We start from the raw sequence: 17,605 nt of genomic DNA, 5'->3' as shown, positions 1-17,605 counted from the left end.
GTGCTGGAAAGGATGCGCGTGCCTGAATGTCTAAGACGATCAGGCGCTGCGCTGTTCGAATTCCTTCATGTATTCGACAAGCGCTTTGACGCCTTCGAGCGGGACAGCGTTATAAATCGACGCCCGCATGCCGCCGACGGACTTGTGGCCCTTTAGCTGCACCATTCCCCGCGCTTTCGCGCCGGCCAGGAAATCTTCGTTGCGCGACTCGTCGGCGAGGAAAAACGGTACGTTCATCCGCGAGCGCGAGCCACGCTCGACCTTGTTCAGATAAAAGCTGCTCGAATCGATCGTGTCGTACAACAGCTTCGATTTCTCGAGGTTACGCGCTTCCATCGCGGTAAGGCCGCCCTGCTTCTTCAACCACTTGAACACCAGCCCCGCGATGTAGATCGCGTACGTGGGCGGCGTGTTGTACATCGAATTGTTCTCGGCGACGGTTTTCCATTCGAACGCCGACGGGCAGATCGCCTGCGCGCGATCCAGCATGTCTTCGCGGACGATCACGACAGTCACGCCCGCCATGCCGATGTTCTTCTGCGCGCCGCCAAATAGCACGCCGTATTTGGCGATGTCCATTGGGCGCGACAGGATGTGCGACGAAGCGTCCGCCACCAGCGGAATATCGCCGAGGTCGGGAATCTCGAACGTCTCGACGCCGTGAATGGTTTCGTTGGTGCACAGATGCACGTACGCCGGATCGTCCGACAGTTGCCATTCCGAGCGAGCCGGCGCGCGCGTGAAGCCGTCTGCCGTCTGACCGCTGGCTGCCAGATGGACCGTGCCGTACTTTTGCGCTTCTTTCAGCGACTTTTGCGACCACGAACCGGTCACAACGAAATCCGCGCGCGGTTTCGCGCCCATCAGATTCATCGGCACGATCGCGTTTTCGCCCAAACCGCCGCCTTGCAGGAACAGGATGCGGTGGCTGGCGGGCACCGCGAGCAAGTCCCGCAGATCGACGAGCGCTTCCTCGTGGATCGACATGAATTCTTTGCCGCGATGGCTCATTTCCATCACGCTCATGCCACTGCCCTGCCAATCGAGCATCTCGTCGGCTGCCTGACGCAGCACTTCTTCGGGCATGGCAGCGGGGCCGGCGGAGAAATTAAAGACGCGCATCGTGAGATCCTGGAAGCTGGCGCGAAAAACGAACAGATCGCGCAAAAATCGGCGAAGTTGGCAGCCGCGAAGGCAGCCATTGCAAAGTTTGCGACGCGAAACTCGACAGCGCGAGTTGAGCGACACGCGTTTGGAAATACACGCTTAGCAACACGCGTTTGGCAACATTTCCGCGCCCAAAAAAGAAAATGGCCGTCTGCGCGTGTGCGCAAACGGCCATTATCGCATTGTCACCGCCAACCCGCCAAACCCGGCACGCCATATAGCTTACCGAGCGGCGGCTAGCGCGATGTCAGCGCAGCCTTTCGACCTTTTGGCTCAACTCGCTGGCTTATTCAGCCAGCTTATTTACCCAATTTACTTAGCCGGCTTGACCGAAGCGACTTCCTTGTCAGCCTGGTCACGCGTTGCCTTGATCGATTGCGGCATGTACTTTTGCATCAAGCCATTCACGACGTCGCGACCAACCTGGTCCTGGACCTGGATGAACTTGCGGCCGGTCGGGCTCTTGTAGAACGTGGTCAGATCCTTGATTTCCGACGTGCTGTAATACTTCGCGTAAGCGTCGTACTGAGCTTGCATTGCGTCCTGGCGGAAGCTGTCCGTTGCGAACACTTGCCCTGCGCCGTCAACCAGCTTCGGCACTGCGTTCTTTTGCAGCGTCGGGACGGAAGCCTGCTTCTGCTTGTCCGTCATCGTCTTGTTTTCGCTCAGGGCGTCCGACAGGATAGCCGGAACCAGCTGCTTGGCTTGCATCTGGGCGCTGTTGCCGATCGCGCCGACGAGCTTCTGTGCGTCGATTGCGTCCAGCAAGTCCTTGATTGCAGCCTGCTTGGCCGGATCAACCGGTGCAGCGGCAGCAGCCGGAGCCGCCGGGGCCGGGCTCTGAAGCGCTTGAGCCATAGCGAAGGTCGGCACGAGAGCAGCCAGCAACATCAGTTGTTTGAATCGTTTTTGCATCATTACTCCCTAAGAGAAATTAACTTGAACTGCAAGCTGCGCGGGATGCGTATCGGCCCGACACGCCATTGTTCCCTGCGCAGCTTTCAACCAATAACTGAGACTGAAAGCTACCGACGCAAATCAGGCCGCACCACCGTCTTCACCGCCGTTGTCGCCTTCGGCAGGACCTTCGGTGTCGCCTTCCACATCGATATCCGCTTCCGCCTCAGCAACCTGTTGCAGACCTGAAAGCTTGGTCCCTTCGTCAAGGCTGATGAGTGTAACACCTTGGGTTGCGCGCCCCATTTCGCGGATTTCCGATACGCGCGTACGAATCAGCACGCCCGTATTGGTGATCAGCATGATCTGCGCTTCCTGATCCACCAGCGTGGCGGCGACGACCTTGCCGTTACGCTCCGACGTCTGGATCGCGATCATTCCCTTCGTGCCGCGCCCGTGACGCGTGTACTCGATGATCGGCGTGCGCTTGCCGTAGCCGTTTTCGGTTGCTGTCAGCACCGACTGCTGCTCGTCGCCGGCCACCAGCAACGCAATCACGCTCTGACCGTCTTCGAGTTGCATGCCGCGTACGCCACGTGCCTCGCGGCCCATCGGACGCACGTCGTTCTCGTCGAAGCGAACTGCCTTGCCGGAATCCGAGAACAGCATCACATCATGCTGACCGTCTGTGATCGCGGCGCCGATCAGATAGTCGCCGTCATCCAGACCGACCGCAATAATACCCTTGCGCAACACGCGACCAAAGGCTTCTAGCGGCGTCTTTTTTACGGTTCCTAACGCGGTGCCCATAAAGACGAATTTGTCAGCCGAAAATTCCTTGACCGGCAAGACAACCGTAATCTTCTCGCCGTCCTGCAGCGGGAAAATATTGACGATCGGGCGGCCGCGCGAGTTCCGCGAACCTTGCGGCACTTCGTAGACCTTCACGCTGTAGACGCGACCACGATTCGAGAAGCACAGAATGTGATCGTGCGTGTTCGCGATGAACAGCGTGTCGATCCAGTCGTCTTCCTTCATCGCCGTGGCCTGTTTGCCTCGGCCACCCCGCTTCTGCGCACTGTATTCGGACAGCGGCTGCGATTTCACATAGCCCGCGTGCGACATGGTCACGACCATCTCTTGCGGCGTGATCAGGTCTTCGGTGTTCAGCTCGGTTGCGTTCAGCTCGATCTTCGAGCGGCGCGCGTCGCCGAATTCGGCTTTGATCGACGTCAGTTCGTCGACGATGATCGCCGTAATGCGTTCCGGGCGAGCCAGAATGTCCAGCAGGTCGGCGATTTGCGCCATCACTTCGCGATACTCGCCGATGATCTTGTCCTGCTCCAGACCCGTCAGGCGTTGCAGACGCATCTGCAAGATTTCCTGAGCCTGGGTGTCGGACAAGCGGTAGAGGCCGTCGGACTGCATACCAAACGACGGATTCAAACCGTCAGGGCGATAAGCCTCACGACCACCGGCCGACGCGTTTTCCGTCTCGGCGCGCGACAACATTTCGCGCACCAGCGACGAATCCCACGGACGAGCCATCAATTCCTGCTTGGCGATCGGCGGTGTCGGCGCGGCCTTGATGATCGAGATGAACTCGTCAATGTTGGCAAGCGCAACAGCCAGACCTTCGAGCACGTGGCCGCGTTCGCGAGCCTTGCGCAGTTCGTATACAGTGCGCCGCGTCAGCACTTCCCGGCGATGCGACAGGAAGCACGCCAGCATTTCCTTCAGGTTCAGCAGCTTCGGCTGGCCGTCGACCAGCGCGACCATGTTCATGCCGAAGGTGTCCTGAAGCTGGGTCGCCTTGTACAGATTGTTGAGAACCACTTCAGGCACTTCGCCGCGCTTCAGCTCGATCACGACGCGCATGCCGCTCTTGTCGGATTCGTCGCGGATGTCGGAGATGCCTTCGAGCTTCTTCTCGTTGACCAGCTCGGCGATGCGCTCCAGAAGTGAGCGCTTGTTCACCTGATACGGCAGCTCGTCGACGATGATCGACATGCGCTGACCGCGGTCGATTTCCTCGAAGTGCGTGAGCGCGCGCATCACGACGCGGCCGCGGCCGGTGCGGTAACCATCGCGCACCCCTGCCACGCCGTAGATGATGCCGGCGGTTGGGAAGTCAGGCGCCGGGATGATCTCGATCAGTTCGTCGATCGTGGCTTCCGGGTTTTTCAGCAGATGCTGACATGCGTCGACAACCTCATTGAGGTTATGCGGCGGGATATTGGTCGCCATGCCGACCGCAATACCGGACGAGCCATTGATCAGCAGATTGGGAATACGCGCCGGCAGGATGGCCGGTTCGTTTTCGCTGCCGTCGTAGTTCGGTGTGAAATCGACGGTTTCCTTGTCGATATCGGCCAGCAGCTCGTGGCCGATCTTCGCCATGCGGATTTCGGTGTAGCGCATTGCCGCGGCGTTGTCGCCGTCGACCGAACCGAAGTTGCCCTGACCATCCACCAGCATGTAGCGCAGCGAGAAATTCTGCGCCATCCGAACGATGGTGTCGTAAACAGCCGTGTCGCCGTGCGGGTGATATTTACCGATGACGTCGCCGACAATACGAGCCGACTTCTTGTACGCCCGGTTCCAGTCGTTGTTCAGTTCGTGCATCGCGTACAGCACGCGCCGGTGCACCGGCTTCAGGCCATCGCGAACATCGGGAAGCGCACGCCCCACGATCACGCTCATCGCGTAATCGAGATACGAACGGCGCATTTCCTCCTCTAGGGAGATTGGCAGAGTCTCTTTGGCGAATTGATCCATTATCCGTATCTTTTACGTGCCAAGGCGACGGCGTGAAGCTGACCTCACCTCGCCGCGCCTTCGCGTAAGCATTGCAGGCGCAACGCATCACGCGATTCTAACATGCCGCGCATCCGCCCCCGGCTGGGGTACGTATACCTATTAGCAGACGAGCGGGAACGGCGCCTGAACGCCGCATGACGAAGTGGGGGCAGGCTCGATTTGTGCGTAGGGCAATTCGCCGCTCAGCCATGACTGGCGGCCCCTCCAGCGGATTGCTTCTGTTGCGCATGCACCACAATTGGAGGGTGATTTGATCGGGGGCAGATTTTTTTATCGTTGGAAGGGAACGATATGGCAAAATGCCAACGCACAAAGAGTTAGACACTGCTCGAAGTCTACACAGCACGTTTTTTGTTCTACACCGATGTTATACTTCGAGCAATGTATGACTTGTCTTCGTCAACAGGCTCGCAGTAAACCTGCGGTAATCTCAATTTCGAGAGGAGAAATATGAATAAACTTTCAAAGCTCGCGTTCATTGCAGCTACCGCAGTTATGGCTGCATCCGCCATGGCGCAATCGGTGCCGGCGTCGCGACAAGCTACGAACGACAACTGGGTGAATGGTACCGGCGAATACGTGTGGATGAACGGCACGAACGAGCTTTGCTGGCGCGATGCATTCTGGACGCCGGCAACGGCCAACGCTAAGTGCGATGGCGCCCTGGTTGCCCAGGCTCCGACCCCGCCGGCTCCGGTCGCACCTGCACCGGCTATTACGAGCCAAAAGATTACGTATCAAGCTGACGCTCTGTTCGACTTCGACAAGGCTATCCTGAAGCCGGCTGGCAAGGAAAAGCTGGACGATCTGGCATCGAAGATCGGCGCGCTGAACCTGGAAGTCGTCGTCGCAACGGGTTACACGGACCGTATCGGTTCGGACAAGTACAACGACCGTCTGTCGCTGCGCCGTGCTCAAGCTGTCAAGGCATACCTGGTCAGCAAGGGCATCGAATCCAACCGTATCTATACGGAAGGCAAGGGCAAGCGCAACCCGGTCACGACCGGTTGCAACCAGAAGAACCACAAGCAACTCATCGCCTGCCTCGCACCGGATCGTCGCGTGGAAGTCGAAGTTGTCGGTACTTCGAAGCAGTAAGCTCCAAGTTACCGCAGTATCAAAGCCCCGCTTCGGCGGGGCTTTTTTTATGCCGCAGTTGCGGGCGCGCGCTCGCCTTCTCCTCCGAGCGCACGCCTGATCTACCGGAACAGCACGCGCCAGCCACCGCGCGGCATTTTGCCGCCCCGTCGCCCGGCCTATATACTCAGGGTTTATCCTCGAGCGCCCGCTCAACGCTCTCATCGAGGCAGCTTCCGCTATGACCAACGCCGATCCCCACGAACTGCAGAAATTTAGCGACCTCGCGCATCGTTGGTGGGACCCGAATGCCGAATTCAAACCGCTGCATGAACTCAACCCGATTCGCCTGAGCTGGATCGACGCCCACGCGCATCTCGCCGGCAAAACCGTGTTGGATATCGGCTGCGGCGGCGGCATTCTGTCGGAGTCGATGGCGGGATTGGGAGCGCATGTGAAGGGAATCGACCTGTCGAGCCAGGCGCTCGGCGTGGCGGATCTTCACAGCCTTGAAAGTGGTGTAACCGTCAGTTACGAAGAAATCGCCGCCGAAGCACTCGCCGCCCGCGAACCGGGCACTTACGACGTCGTTACCTGCATGGAAATGCTCGAACACGTGCCCCAACCGGCCGCCATTGTCGAAGCATGCAAAACGCTCGTGAAACCGGGCGGCTGGGTGTTTTTCTCCACGCTGAACCGCAATGTGAAGTCGTATCTGTTTGCAGTGATCGGCGCCGAATACATCGCGCGGATGCTGCCTAAAGGTACGCACGACTACGCGCGCTTCATTCGCCCGTCGGAATTGGCAAGCTTTGTACGCGCCTCCGATCTGCGTACGGCCGACATCAAAGGTATCGTTTATAACCCGCTTAGCAAGCATTTCACGCTGTCCGCCGACACGAGCGTGAACTACATGCTCGCCTGCCGTCGCGACGTCTGATCCGCCCCGACCTGCCTGGACTCAATCCAATCAATGAGCGATCCCACGCCCCTGCCCCAACGCGAAGATAACGACGACGCGCTCGGTCTTTGCCAGGCTGTTCTGTTCGACCTCGACGGAACGCTGGCCGACACCGCCCCCGATCTGGCGGCCGCCGTCAACAAGATGCGCCACGATCGCAGCCTCGAGATGGTGCCGCTCGAAAACCTGCGGCCGCTCGCGTCGGCTGGCGCACGCGGGCTGATCGGCGGGGCTTTCGGAATCGGCCCTGAAGATCACGAGTTCGCGTCGATGCGTGAGGAGTTTCTCGCCAACTACGAAGCGGACTTGTGCATCGAGACCACGCTGTTTCCCGGCATCCCCGAATTGCTCGACGATCTCGACGCACGGGGCGTGCGCTGGGGCATCGTGACGAACAAGGTGGCCAGGCTCACCGAGCCGCTGATCGCGCAACTCGGCCTCGAAGAGCGCGCCGGCTGCGTGGTGAGCGGCGACACGACTCCGCATTCGAAGCCGCACCCCGCGCCGCTGTTGCACGCCGCGCGTGAGCTGGATGTGGTGCCGGAGCGCATCGTCTACGTCGGCGACGACCTGCGCGACGTGCAGGCGGGTTTCGCGGCCGGCATGAAGACCATCGCGGCCGCCTACGGTTACTGCGGCAACGACATTCCGCCGACGCAATGGCACGCGCAGCATGTCGTGCACTCGCCCGCGGAATTGCAGAAGCTCCTGCGCGACATCGGCTGAACCACGGCGCGGATGAACGCAAATAGCGAACACCGCAGACACGCCACACGCAATGCATAGCGGCGTCTTGCCGCTATGCATCGACAACCCACCGGCACGGCCAGGCAACAAGCCAATCAGCCAGGACGTGGCCGTCAAACTATTGTAAAATCTCCGTCTGGCTCAGACATTTTGGGCAACGAACCGCGGGGGCGACCTGGTTTCGACAGGGGTTGCGAAGCGGCTAGGGCATACCGAGGACCCGTCACCTCGTTAATCAATGGGAAAAACGTAACTGCAAACGACGAAACGTTCGCACTGGCAGCCTAAGGGCCGCCGTCCTCTGCCTAGTTCACTGACGGGCTAGAGTCGCAAGACCGGTAGCAATACCGACAGAGGTCATATACGTCAGTTAAGTCTTGGCGGCGTCACGACGCCAAGGTCGAAAATCTAGTGAATCGCCGTCACGCAGCGTGTTCGTCCGCGTCGTGGTGGTTAAATCAAATGACAGAACTAAGTATGTAGAACTAGTCGTAGAGTGCTTCTGGACGCGGGTTCGATTCCCGCCGCCTCCACCAGAACATTGTTTCAGGCTGCACCATCAAGACTCACTCAAAACCCGTAAGCGGCCTGCTGCTTGCGGGTTTTTTGTTGGCTACCTATAAAAACAGAAGGCCCGCTCATCGAGCGGGCCTTTTTGCTGGCGGGGATGGCGGGTGTCGAAGAAAGCCGCGTGAGGCCAAGGGAATAAACGCATTCGTCCAATCGTTTATTCCCCACGCGCGACCGCACACCGCGTTCCGCGCGAGACCAACACCAAAATCAGGAGCCGACATCATGCGCAAGACTCTCTTATGCCTCTCCACGCTGACTCTCCTCGCACTGCAACAAACTGCTTTTGCTGAAGCCCCGAAAATCGTCGACGGCCGCTTCGTTACCGCGGACGGTATGACGCTCTATACCTTCGACAAAGACACCACGCCCGGCATGAGCGCCTGTACCGGCGGCTGTATGAGCAACTGGCCGGCGGCCATGGCGAGCGCGTCGGACAAGCCCTCAGGCGACTGGACCGTGATTCCGTCCGCCGATGGCAAACAGCAATGGGCGTATAAAGGCCATCCGCTGTATCGCTACGCGGCCGACAAGCAAGCGGGCGACATGAAGGGGGACGGCTTCAAGGACATGTGGCACACGGCAAAGCCATAAGCGCTCGTCGCTGAACGAGGGGCCAGAACCGAGAGACTCTATAAAATCACTAAAACGAAAAACGCCGGCAACATGCCGGCGTTTTGAACACACTCAAAAAGCGGAACACGAAAGCGCTTATTCGTCTTTAGGACACTGCAAATTACACCCGTTCGGATCGCCGTTGTCGCCACGCTTGCGCATGGCTGATTTTTTGTTGGACTGGTATTTGTCCGAGGGCGCGGACGCCGCAAACGGCATCTGCGGATGCTCGGCAAGACGGAACTGATCTTGCAGGATACCGCCCGGCACACCCGGCGAATTCTGGGCGAAAGCAACCGAAGCGGTGGCGAGAAGCACCCCGGCCGTCGCTGCCGCAGCACATGCGTGAAGAAGAACTTTCATATCGGTTCAGCGCGGCGTAGCGCGCGGTTAAGGCGTAAGCGGAAGGATAGAGATTATCCCAAACAAACGCCCCTCGCAGCGGCGATGGCGCCAATTTGTTTACAGTCGCTTACGACGCATCAGGACCAAGCCCCGCATCGAGATCGAGAAGCTTGCCGCAGTCGCGTGGATCGTAGCCTTCGAGCTGTTCAACGCTATGCCGAAACGCCGCGCCGCGCAGCAAACCGATCACCGTTGCGAGCGGCGCGCGCTCCAGCCGGGCGCGGTCGCAGGCGAAGTAATAGTCTTCATCGACGATCGGAATGAAGTCGAGCCCGAAGTGATGCGCCGCCGGCTCGACGCCGAAACCCACATCCGCCATGCCGCTTGCCACGAATGCCGCGATCGCCGAGTGCGTGAGTTCCGCCGATGCATAACCATTGACCCGATCCGGATCGACCCCGACTTTTCGTAGCGCGAGATCGAGCAGCATGCGCGTACCGGAACCAGGCTGACGATTGACGAAGCGAATGTCGTCGCGCGCAAGATCACTCAGGCCGCCGATTCCCTTTGGATTCCCCTTGCCGAGAAAGAGCCCCTGCTTGCGCTTCGTCAGATGCACGAGCACGTGACGCTGCGGATCGAGCCAACGTCGATAGGTATCCGCACAGGCCGCGCGAAACTCGCCTAGCGGCAAGTGAAAGCCGGCCAGATCACATTCGCCACGAGCGAGCGCGCTGACCGCGTCTGCGCTGTCGCGGTATTTGATATCGACCGGCAAGTCGTTCGCGACCAATGCCGTCACCAGCGCCGCCACGGCGTAACCGTGCGACGCGTAGATCCGGACGTCGTCGGCGGCCGGCGCGAGCCAGCGGTTCAATTCGCTGGCGACTTCGCTCGCGAGCGCCTGCATGTTGCCGTCGAGCCGCTCACCGCACAGACGCTGCGCGCGCAGTACGGCCTGACCGAGTTCGGACAACACCGAGCCGCGCCCACGTTCCTTCGCGATCAACGGGCCACCCAAACGCTCCTCGATGCTGCGCAACAAACCCCACGCGTGACGGTAGGACAAACCCTTAAGCGTCGCCGCCTGCGCGATGCTGCCGGACTCGTCCACCAACGCGAGCAGCGGCACGACGTCCGACAGGCTTGCCTCACGGCCATCCGGGCCCTTCACAACCAGCTGCGCCTGGCACTCGATCCTGATCATATATGCTCAACTCTTTCCTATTGCACGAGGCGTATCACCCGCCTATTGTTCGGCTATCCCATATCGAATATACGAAGCATAAGTGCACGCATTATGAATAACAAGTGCATATATGACTTTGGAGGAGCCCCCACTTGGACGATTCCATCGCCGTCGCGCCGGAGCAGTTGGTGCAGCGTCACGCGCAACCGGGCAGGTCGCTGCTAGCGGTACTGCACGCCATTCAGGACGAACTCGGCTACGTGCCGCCCGACACGGTTGCGCCTCTCGCGCGTGCCATGAACCTGTCGCGCGCGGAAGTGCATGGCGTCATAACCTACTACCACCATTTCCGCACGCAGCCCGCGGCGCCCGTCACGGTGCAACTGTGCCGCGCGGAAGCATGCCGCAGCATGGGCACCGAAGCGCTCGCGCAGCATATCGAGGCGCACACCGGTTGCCGTTTTGATGCGGAGCATCGGCATGGTGAGACGGTCGAACTGGAATCGGTGTACTGCCTCGGCCAATGCGCACTGTCGCCGGCGATGATGGTCAACGGCACGCTGCACGCGAAAGTGACACCGCAAAAATTCGACGCGCTCTTCGCCGCCGCCAGCAAATGCGTGGAGGTCACAGCATGACGCGCATATACGTACCCTGCGATTCGTCGGCACTCGCACTCGGCGCCGATGCACTGGCTCAGGCGATCGAATCGGAAGCCGCACGCCGCGGCATTGCAATCGAACTGGTTCGCAACGGTTCGCGCGGTTTGTTGTGGCTTGAACCGCTCGTCGAAGTGGCGACGGCTGAAGGCCGCATCGGCTATGCGAACGTCGAAGAAAGCGACGTGGCCGCGCTGTTCGACGCCGGCTTCATCGAAGGTGGCGAGCATGCCCGCCGTGTCGGTGTGGTCGACGACATCCCGTATCTGAAGAAGCAGCAACGCCTGACCTTCGCGCGCATCGGTATTACCGATCCGCTTTCCGTCGACGATTACGTCGCCCACGGCGGCCTCGAAGGTCTCAGGCAAGCCCTGCAAACCGACGGCGACGCCGCCTGCGAAGCGCTGATTGAATCCGGCCTGCGCGGCCGCGGCGGCGCAGCCTTCCCCGCCGGCATCAAATGGCGCACGGTGCGCGGTGCCAAAGCGGCGCAGAAGTACATCGTCTGCAATGCGGACGAAGGCGACTCCGGTACCTTCTCCGACCGCCTCGTGATGGAAAGCGACCCGTACGTGCTGATCGAAGGGATGATCATCGCGGGCGTCGTGACGGGTGCGACAGTCGGCTATATCTACGTACGCAGCGAATATCCGCACTCGATCGCGACGCTCGAAGCCGCGATCGCCAAAGCGCGCGCCGCCGGTTGGCTCGGCGACAGCGTGCTCGGCTCGGCGGCGCATCGCTTCGAACTGTTCGTGGCGAAAGGCGCAGGCGCTTATGTCTGCGGTGAGGAAACCGCGCTGCTGGAATCGCTCGAAGGCAAACGCGGCATCGTGCGCGCGAAGCCGCCGGTGCCGGCGCTAGTCGGCCTTTACGGCCAGCCGACGGTGATCAACAACGTGATCACGCTCGCAACGGTGCCGATCATCTTCGCGCGCGGCGCTGCTTTCTACAAAGACTTCGGCATGGGCCGCTCGCGCGGCACGCTGCCCTTCCAGCTCGCCGGCAATGTGAAGCAAGGCGGTCTGGTCGAGCTCGCATTCGGCGTCACGCTGCGCGAATTGCTCTATGACTATGGCGGCGGCACGGCAAGCGGACGCCCGGCGCGCGCCGTGCAGGTCGGCGGCCCGCTCGGCACTTATCTGCCGGAAAGCCAGTGGGACATCCCCATGGACTACGAAGCGTACGCGGCCGTCGGCGCAGTGGTCGGCCACGGCGGCATCGTCGTGCATGACGACACGTCGAATCTCGCCGAACTCGCGCAGTACGCGATGCACTTCTGCGCGCTGGAATCGTGCGGCAAATGCACGCCGTGCCGGATCGGCTCGACGCGCGGCGTCGAAGTGATCGGACGGATCCGCAATGGCGATACGTCCACGCGGCAAGTGCAGTTGTTGCGCGATCTGTGCGACACGATGGTATCCGGTTCGCTCTGCGCGATGGGCGGCATGACGCCGTTCCCGGTGTTGTCCGCGCTCGACCATTTCCCCGAAGACTTCGGTCTCGACAACGTACACGACCTCGCGCCCAAAGCGGCTGCGGCCTGACCCAGGAGCTTCACATGTCCGATGTGCTCAACTCCCCTGCCGGCGCCCCGAAGGAAGTCCCCGTTGGGGGCGGCTGCGGCTCCGGTAATTGCGCGTGCAAATCGCAGGCACAAGCGCAACGTGCGCCCCGTTCGTTCTTTGACGACACCGACTACGGCACACCCGCGCGTCATGCCGACGTCGACGTCACGCTGGAAATCGACGGCCAGGCCGTGACGGTTCCGGCCGGCACGTCCGTGATGCGCGCCGCCGTCGAAGCCGGCGTCAACGTACCCAAGCTCTGCGCGACCGATTCGCTCGAACCGTTCGGCTCGTGCCGTTTGTGCCTCGTCGAGATCGAAGGCAAACGCGGCTATCCCGCTTCGTGCACGACGCCTGTCGAAGCCGGCATGAAGGTCCGCACGCAAACCGATCGTCTGCAATCGCTGCGCCGTAACGTGATGGAGTTGTATATCTCCGATCACCCGCTCGACTGCCTGACCTGCCCCGCCAACGGCGACTGCGAATTGCAGGACATGGCAGGTGTCACCGGCCTGCGCGAAGTGCGCTACGGCTTCGATGGCGCGAACCATCTGAAGGACAAGAAGGACGAATCGAATCCGTACTTCACGTACGATCCGTCGAAGTGCATCGTCTGCAATCGCTGCGTACGCGCGTGCGAAGAAACGCAGGGCACGTTCGCACTGACCATCGCCGGGCGCGGTTTCGAATCGCGCGTCGCCGCGAGCGAAAACAAGCCGTTCATGGAATCGGAATGCGTGTCGTGCGGCGCATGCGTCGCTGCATGCCCCACTGCGACCTTGCAGGAGAAAACCGTCATCATGCTCGGCCAGTCCGAACATTCGGTGGTCACCACGTGCGCGTATTGCGGCGTCGGCTGCTCGTTCAAGGCCGAGATGAAGGGCAACCAGGTCGTGCGGATGGTGCCGCACAAGAACGGCCAGGCCAACGAAGGCCACGCGTGTGTGAAGGGCCGCTTCGCCTGGGGCTACGCGACGCACAAGGACCGCATCACCAAGCCGATGATCCGCGCGAAGATCACGGATCCGTGGCGTGAAGTCAGCTGGGAAGAAGCGCTCACGTACGCGGCGTCGGAATTCCGCCGCATTCAGGCGAAGCACGGCCGCGATTCGATCGGCGGCATTACGTCGTCGCGCTGCACGAACGAAGAAACGTATCTCGTACAGAAACTCGTGCGCGCCGCGTTCGGCAACAACAACGTCGACACCTGCGCGCGCGTCTGCCATTCGCCGACTGGCTATGGCCTGAAGACCACGCTGGGCGAATCGGCTGGCACGCAGACCTTCGCCTCGGTCGACAAGGCCGACGTCATCATGGTGATCGGCGCCAATCCGACCGACGGCCACCCGGTGTTCGGCTCGCGCATGAAGCGCCGTATCCGCGAAGGCGCGAAGCTGATCGTGGTCGATCCGCGCCGCATCGATATCGTCGACACGCCGCACGTCAAGGCTTCACATCATTTGCAATTGCGTCCGGGCACCAACGTCGCCGTGGTCAATGCACTCGCGCATGTGATCGTGACCGAAGGCTTGCTGAACGAAGCCTTCATCGCCGAGCGCTGCGAAACGCGCGCGTTCGAGCAATGGCGTGCGTTCGTCGCCCTGCCAGAGAATGCGCCGGAAGCGACCGAAGAACTCACGGGCGTGCCCGCCGCATCCATCCGCGAAGCCGCCCGCATCTATGCCACCGGCGGCAATGCCGCGATCTATTACGGCCTCGGCGTCACCGAACACGCGCAAGGTTCGACGATGGTGATGGGCATCGCAAATCTGGCGATGGCGACTGGCAACATCGGCCGCGAAGGCGTCGGCGTGAACCCGCTGCGCGGGCAGAACAACGTGCAGGGTTCGTGCGACATGGGCTCGTTCCCGCACGAACTGCCGGGCTATCGCCACATCAGCGATTCGATCACGCGTGCATTGTTCGAGGAAGCATGGAACGTCACGCTGCAGCCCGAACCAGGCCTGCGCATTCCGAACATGTTCGACGCCGCCGTGCACGGCACCTTCAAGGGCCTGTACTGCCAGGGCGAGGACATCGTGCAATCCGATCCGAACACGCATCACGTGTCGGCGGCGCTGTCGTCGATGGAATGCATCGTCGTACAGGACATTTTCCTCAACGAAACCGCTAAGTACGCGCATGTCCTGCTGCCGGGTTCCTCGTTCCTCGAGAAGGACGGCACCTTCACCAACGCGGAACGCCGCATCTCGCGCGTGCGCAAGGTGATGCCGCCGGTGCCGGGTTACGCCGACTGGGAAGTTACGGTGATGCTCGCGCGCGCACTCGGTTATGAAATGGACTACGCGCATCCGTCGCAGATCATGGACGAGATCGCACGTCTCACGCCGACCTTCCATGGCGTGTCGTACAGGAAGCTCGACGAGCTCGGCAGCATCCAGTGGCCATGCAACGAGGACGCGCCCGACGGTACGCCGACCATGCACATCGACACCTTCGTGCGCGGTAAGGGCAAGTTCGTGATCACGAAGTTCATCGCCACGCCGGAAAAGGTCACGCGCAAGTTCCCGCTGCTGCTCACCACAGGCCGCATTCTGTCGCAGTACAACGTCGGCGCGCAGACACGCCGTACCGAGAATTCGCGCTGGCACGACGAAGACCGTCTCGAGATCCATCCGCACGACGCAGAAGAACGCGGCATCAGGAATGACGATTGGGTCGGCATCGAATCGCGCGCGGGACAAACCGTATTGCGCGCGAAGGTGACCGAGCGGATGCAACCGGGCGTCGTCTACACGACGTTCCACTTCCCCGAATCGGGCGCGAACGTGATCACCACCGATAGCTCGGACTGGGCCACCAACTGTCCCGAGTACAAGGTGACGGCGGTGCAGGTGATGCCGGTCGAACAGCCGTCGCAATGGCAGCAGGACTACTCGCGCTTCAACACGGAGCAGCTCGATCTGCTGAAGCAGCGCGAGTTGGCCAACGCAACGTCGGGTAAGTGAGGCAAGCCATGGACAGTCAGAATCTGATCGACATGGCGAACCGGATCGGCGATTTTTTCGATTCGATGCCGGACCGTGAGGAAGCACTCGCCGGCATCGCCGATCATATCCGCCGCTTCTGGGAGCCGCGCATGCGGCGCGCTTTGCTGGCGGCGCTCGATGAGCCGGATGCGAGCGGCGTCGAGATGTCGGGCATCGTCAGGGAAGCGCTCGTCAAGCATCGCGACAGCCTGACGCCGGCTGCTGCGGCTGCGGTTTAAGCGAAGACAGGCGGCGCTACCTCACAGCGCCGCCTGCTCCGGTATCACCCCACCCACGGCGAACCACGCTTCGCAGTGCCGCAGCAAGCCGTGCAGGTCGGACCCCGTGCGTCCACGCGCGCTGATGTAACCGTCCGGCCGCACCAGATAGAACGACGGCCGTGTGCGCCCATACGATTCGGACAGCGCCGGGCCGCCCTCGCCGCTCGTATCCGTCACGCGCCAGATGCGAACCGCACCCGGCAGCAATCTCTCGACCTCCGCAGCCAGCCGCTCCAGTTCCGGGTCCGGCGGCGATGCGTGCTTCGCGGCCGGATCGAGCGGCGTGTCGTCGACGGCCAGCGGCGGGACGAGCAGGAACAACGAGAAAAACGCCGGATCGTGCAGATCGAAAATGCAACCGACACCCGGCGCGCGGCCAAGCGGCCCATCCACTACGTGCACTAGCGCATCCGGCGCGCGCTCGCCGGCACGCGGGCCGCCGTCGAGCAGGCGTTCGAGCGTCAACGGGCTGCGCCGATACTGGACCGACAACTCGCTGATGGTCATACGCGCCGCATCGCGCAGCGGACCGAGCGCGGCCAGCACCGGCATCACGCGCTCGCGCAGCAGCTTCAGCGGTCCATGATCGGCCTCGGCCATATGCGTGATGAAGCCCGTTTGCCGCAGCACGTCGCGCTCGATCGGATGCCGTTCGTTGTGATACGTGTCGAGCAGACGGTCAGGCGCCGCCCCTTTCAGAACGCGCGCGATCTTCCAGCCCAGATTGAACGCTTCCTGAATGCCCGTGTTCATCCCTTGCGCGCCGGCCGGGCTGTGTACGTGGGCCGCGTCCCCGGCAAGGAAGATGCGGCCGACGCGCAGCCGCTCCACCATTCTGCTGTTCAGATGGAAATACGACGACCATGCCAGCTCCGACACGTCGACGCGTTCCCGCACGCGCCGGGCGACCAGCGTCTTGCATTCCGCGAGCGAAGGCGGCGAGACGTGGTTGAGCGGCGGCTCGCCGAGAACCGCGGGCGTGGCCGGCGGCGGGACCGGAGTCGGTTCGACCGGATGGTCCGCAATCAGACGATGACGGCCATGCCCCATCGGGAACAGTGCGACGAGACCCTCGCCCGACGCGAAGATATGGAATTCGTCCTCGGGCCAATCGGTTTCGGCATGCACATCGGCCAGCAGGAACGTCTGCTCGAAGGTGCTGCCCGCAAAGCTCAAGCCGAGCCGGTGGCGGATCGTGCTATGCGCGCCGTCAGCCGCGATCACGTACGACGGGCGCAGCGTCTCGGTATGGCCGTCCGCACGACGCAACGTCACCTGAATGCTGGCGGAACCCTGCACGAACATCATCAGCTCAACGCCGCGTTCGACCGTCACGCCGAGCGTCGCGAGATGCTCCGTCAGCAAACGTTCGGTTACGGATTGATCGAGAAACAGCAGATAGGGATAGCGCGTGCGCAGCGGATCGAAATCGAGTCGCGCGAGACGCATGCCATTGGAAAAAAGATTGGCGATGCGTGCGCGATGACCGAGGTCGAGAAACGGCTCGATCAGGCGGTGCTGTTCAAACAGTTCGAGCGTGCGCGCCTGAATGCCGATGGCCCGTGAATACGGGTTCGGTTGCAGCGCTTTGTCGATCAGACGCACGGGGATGTGGGCACGCGCCAGACTCATTGCCGCGGCGAGCCCGGTCGGACCCGCCCCAACGATCAGCACCGGCGACGCATCGTGTGCGGCAGCGTCCATGCGGGACTCCGGAGG

At 61.5% G+C, this 17,605-nt stretch carries 14 protein-coding genes and 1 other RNA gene; 9 read left to right on the top strand and 6 right to left on the bottom strand.

The features are described 5' to 3' along the window. Positions 1–39: 39 nt before the first annotated feature. The 3 genes from serC to gyrA form a co-directional block, all read right to left on the bottom strand. Positions 40–1,122 carry a 3-phosphoserine/phosphohydroxythreonine transaminase gene (serC, locus tag R8871_RS14055; protein WP_175051003.1) on the bottom strand — a complete coding sequence of 361 codons (1,083 nt, stop codon included), beginning with the start codon at positions 1,120–1,122 and terminating at the stop codon, positions 40–42. A 357-nt stretch (positions 1,123–1,479) separates the two neighbouring features. Then, positions 1,480–2,082 (bottom strand): DUF2059 domain-containing protein, encoded by a 603-nt coding sequence (locus tag R8871_RS14050; protein ID WP_007180881.1) that lies wholly within the window; start codon positions 2,080–2,082, stop codon positions 1,480–1,482. 123 nt (positions 2,083–2,205) lie between these two features. After that, positions 2,206–4,842, bottom strand: a complete 2,637-nt coding sequence (gyrA, locus tag R8871_RS14045) for a DNA gyrase subunit A (RefSeq protein ID WP_175051002.1) — start codon at positions 4,840–4,842, stop codon at positions 2,206–2,208. Between the two features lie 492 nt (positions 4,843–5,334). On the opposite strand from gyrA, the gene ompA reads away from it, so the two are divergent. From ompA to R8871_RS14020, 5 genes are all read left to right on the top strand, one after another. Next, positions 5,335–5,982, top strand: a complete 648-nt coding sequence (gene ompA, locus R8871_RS14040; protein ID WP_028200089.1) for an outer membrane protein OmpA — start codon at positions 5,335–5,337, stop codon at positions 5,980–5,982. A 220-nt stretch (positions 5,983–6,202) separates the two neighbouring features. Beyond that, complete coding sequence (ubiG, locus tag R8871_RS14035) at positions 6,203–6,901, top strand: bifunctional 2-polyprenyl-6-hydroxyphenol methylase/3-demethylubiquinol 3-O-methyltransferase UbiG (RefSeq protein WP_175051001.1); 699 nt, start codon at positions 6,203–6,205, stop codon at positions 6,899–6,901. A gap of 33 nt (positions 6,902–6,934) precedes the next feature. Beyond that, on the top strand, positions 6,935–7,648 hold the full coding sequence (locus tag R8871_RS14030) for an HAD family hydrolase (protein ID WP_175051000.1): 714 nt from the start codon (positions 6,935–6,937) through the stop codon (positions 7,646–7,648). A 187-nt stretch (positions 7,649–7,835) separates the two neighbouring features. After that, positions 7,836–8,205: a transfer-messenger RNA gene (gene ssrA / locus R8871_RS14025) on the top strand. 259 nt (positions 8,206–8,464) lie between these two features. Next, positions 8,465–8,833, top strand: coding sequence for a COG4315 family predicted lipoprotein (locus R8871_RS14020; RefSeq protein WP_175050999.1), 369 nt, complete (start codon positions 8,465–8,467; stop codon positions 8,831–8,833). 117 nt (positions 8,834–8,950) lie between these two features. Here the strand turns inward: R8871_RS14020 and R8871_RS14015 are convergent, their stop codons facing one another. After that, a complete protein-coding gene (locus R8871_RS14015) occupies positions 8,951–9,217 on the bottom strand; it encodes a hypothetical protein (RefSeq protein ID WP_054037237.1) in 267 nt (88 codons plus the stop codon). A 109-nt stretch (positions 9,218–9,326) separates the two neighbouring features. Next, positions 9,327–10,406, bottom strand: coding sequence for a substrate-binding domain-containing protein (locus R8871_RS14010; protein WP_175050998.1), 1,080 nt, complete (start codon positions 10,404–10,406; stop codon positions 9,327–9,329). Positions 10,407–10,540: 134 nt separating this feature from the next. Between R8871_RS14010 and R8871_RS14005 the strand changes: the two genes are divergently transcribed. Genes R8871_RS14005 through R8871_RS13990 form a run of 4 tightly spaced genes read left to right on the top strand, consistent with a single transcriptional unit; the run spans position 10,541 to position 15,844 of the window. After that, a complete protein-coding gene (locus tag R8871_RS14005) occupies positions 10,541–11,026 on the top strand; it encodes an NAD(P)H-dependent oxidoreductase subunit E (protein ID WP_093639199.1) in 486 nt (161 codons plus the stop codon). Then, entirely contained in the window at positions 11,023–12,594 is a 1,572-nt protein-coding gene (locus R8871_RS14000) for a formate dehydrogenase beta subunit (RefSeq protein ID WP_175050997.1), read from the top strand. The genes R8871_RS14005 and R8871_RS14000 overlap by 4 nt, the downstream gene beginning before the upstream one ends. Positions 12,595–12,608: 14 nt before the next feature. Further along, on the top strand, positions 12,609–15,584 hold the full coding sequence (fdhF, locus tag R8871_RS13995; RefSeq protein ID WP_175050996.1) for a formate dehydrogenase subunit alpha: 2,976 nt from the start codon (positions 12,609–12,611) through the stop codon (positions 15,582–15,584). An 8-nt stretch (positions 15,585–15,592) separates the two neighbouring features. Continuing rightward, a complete protein-coding gene (locus tag R8871_RS13990; protein ID WP_054037242.1) occupies positions 15,593–15,844 on the top strand; it encodes a formate dehydrogenase subunit delta in 252 nt (83 codons plus the stop codon). 21 nt (positions 15,845–15,865) lie between these two features. Here the strand turns inward: R8871_RS13990 and R8871_RS13985 are convergent, their stop codons facing one another. Beyond that, a complete protein-coding gene (locus R8871_RS13985; protein WP_175050995.1) occupies positions 15,866–17,590 on the bottom strand; it encodes an FAD-dependent monooxygenase in 1,725 nt (574 codons plus the stop codon). Positions 17,591–17,605: the final 15 nt, after the last annotated feature.

Source organism: Paraburkholderia sediminicola (assembly GCF_902859805.1).
Classification (GTDB): domain Bacteria; phylum Pseudomonadota; class Gammaproteobacteria; order Burkholderiales; family Burkholderiaceae; genus Paraburkholderia; species Paraburkholderia sediminicola.
Note: the sequence above shows the minus strand (reverse complement) of the source record. Positions and strands in the feature narration are given on the sequence as shown.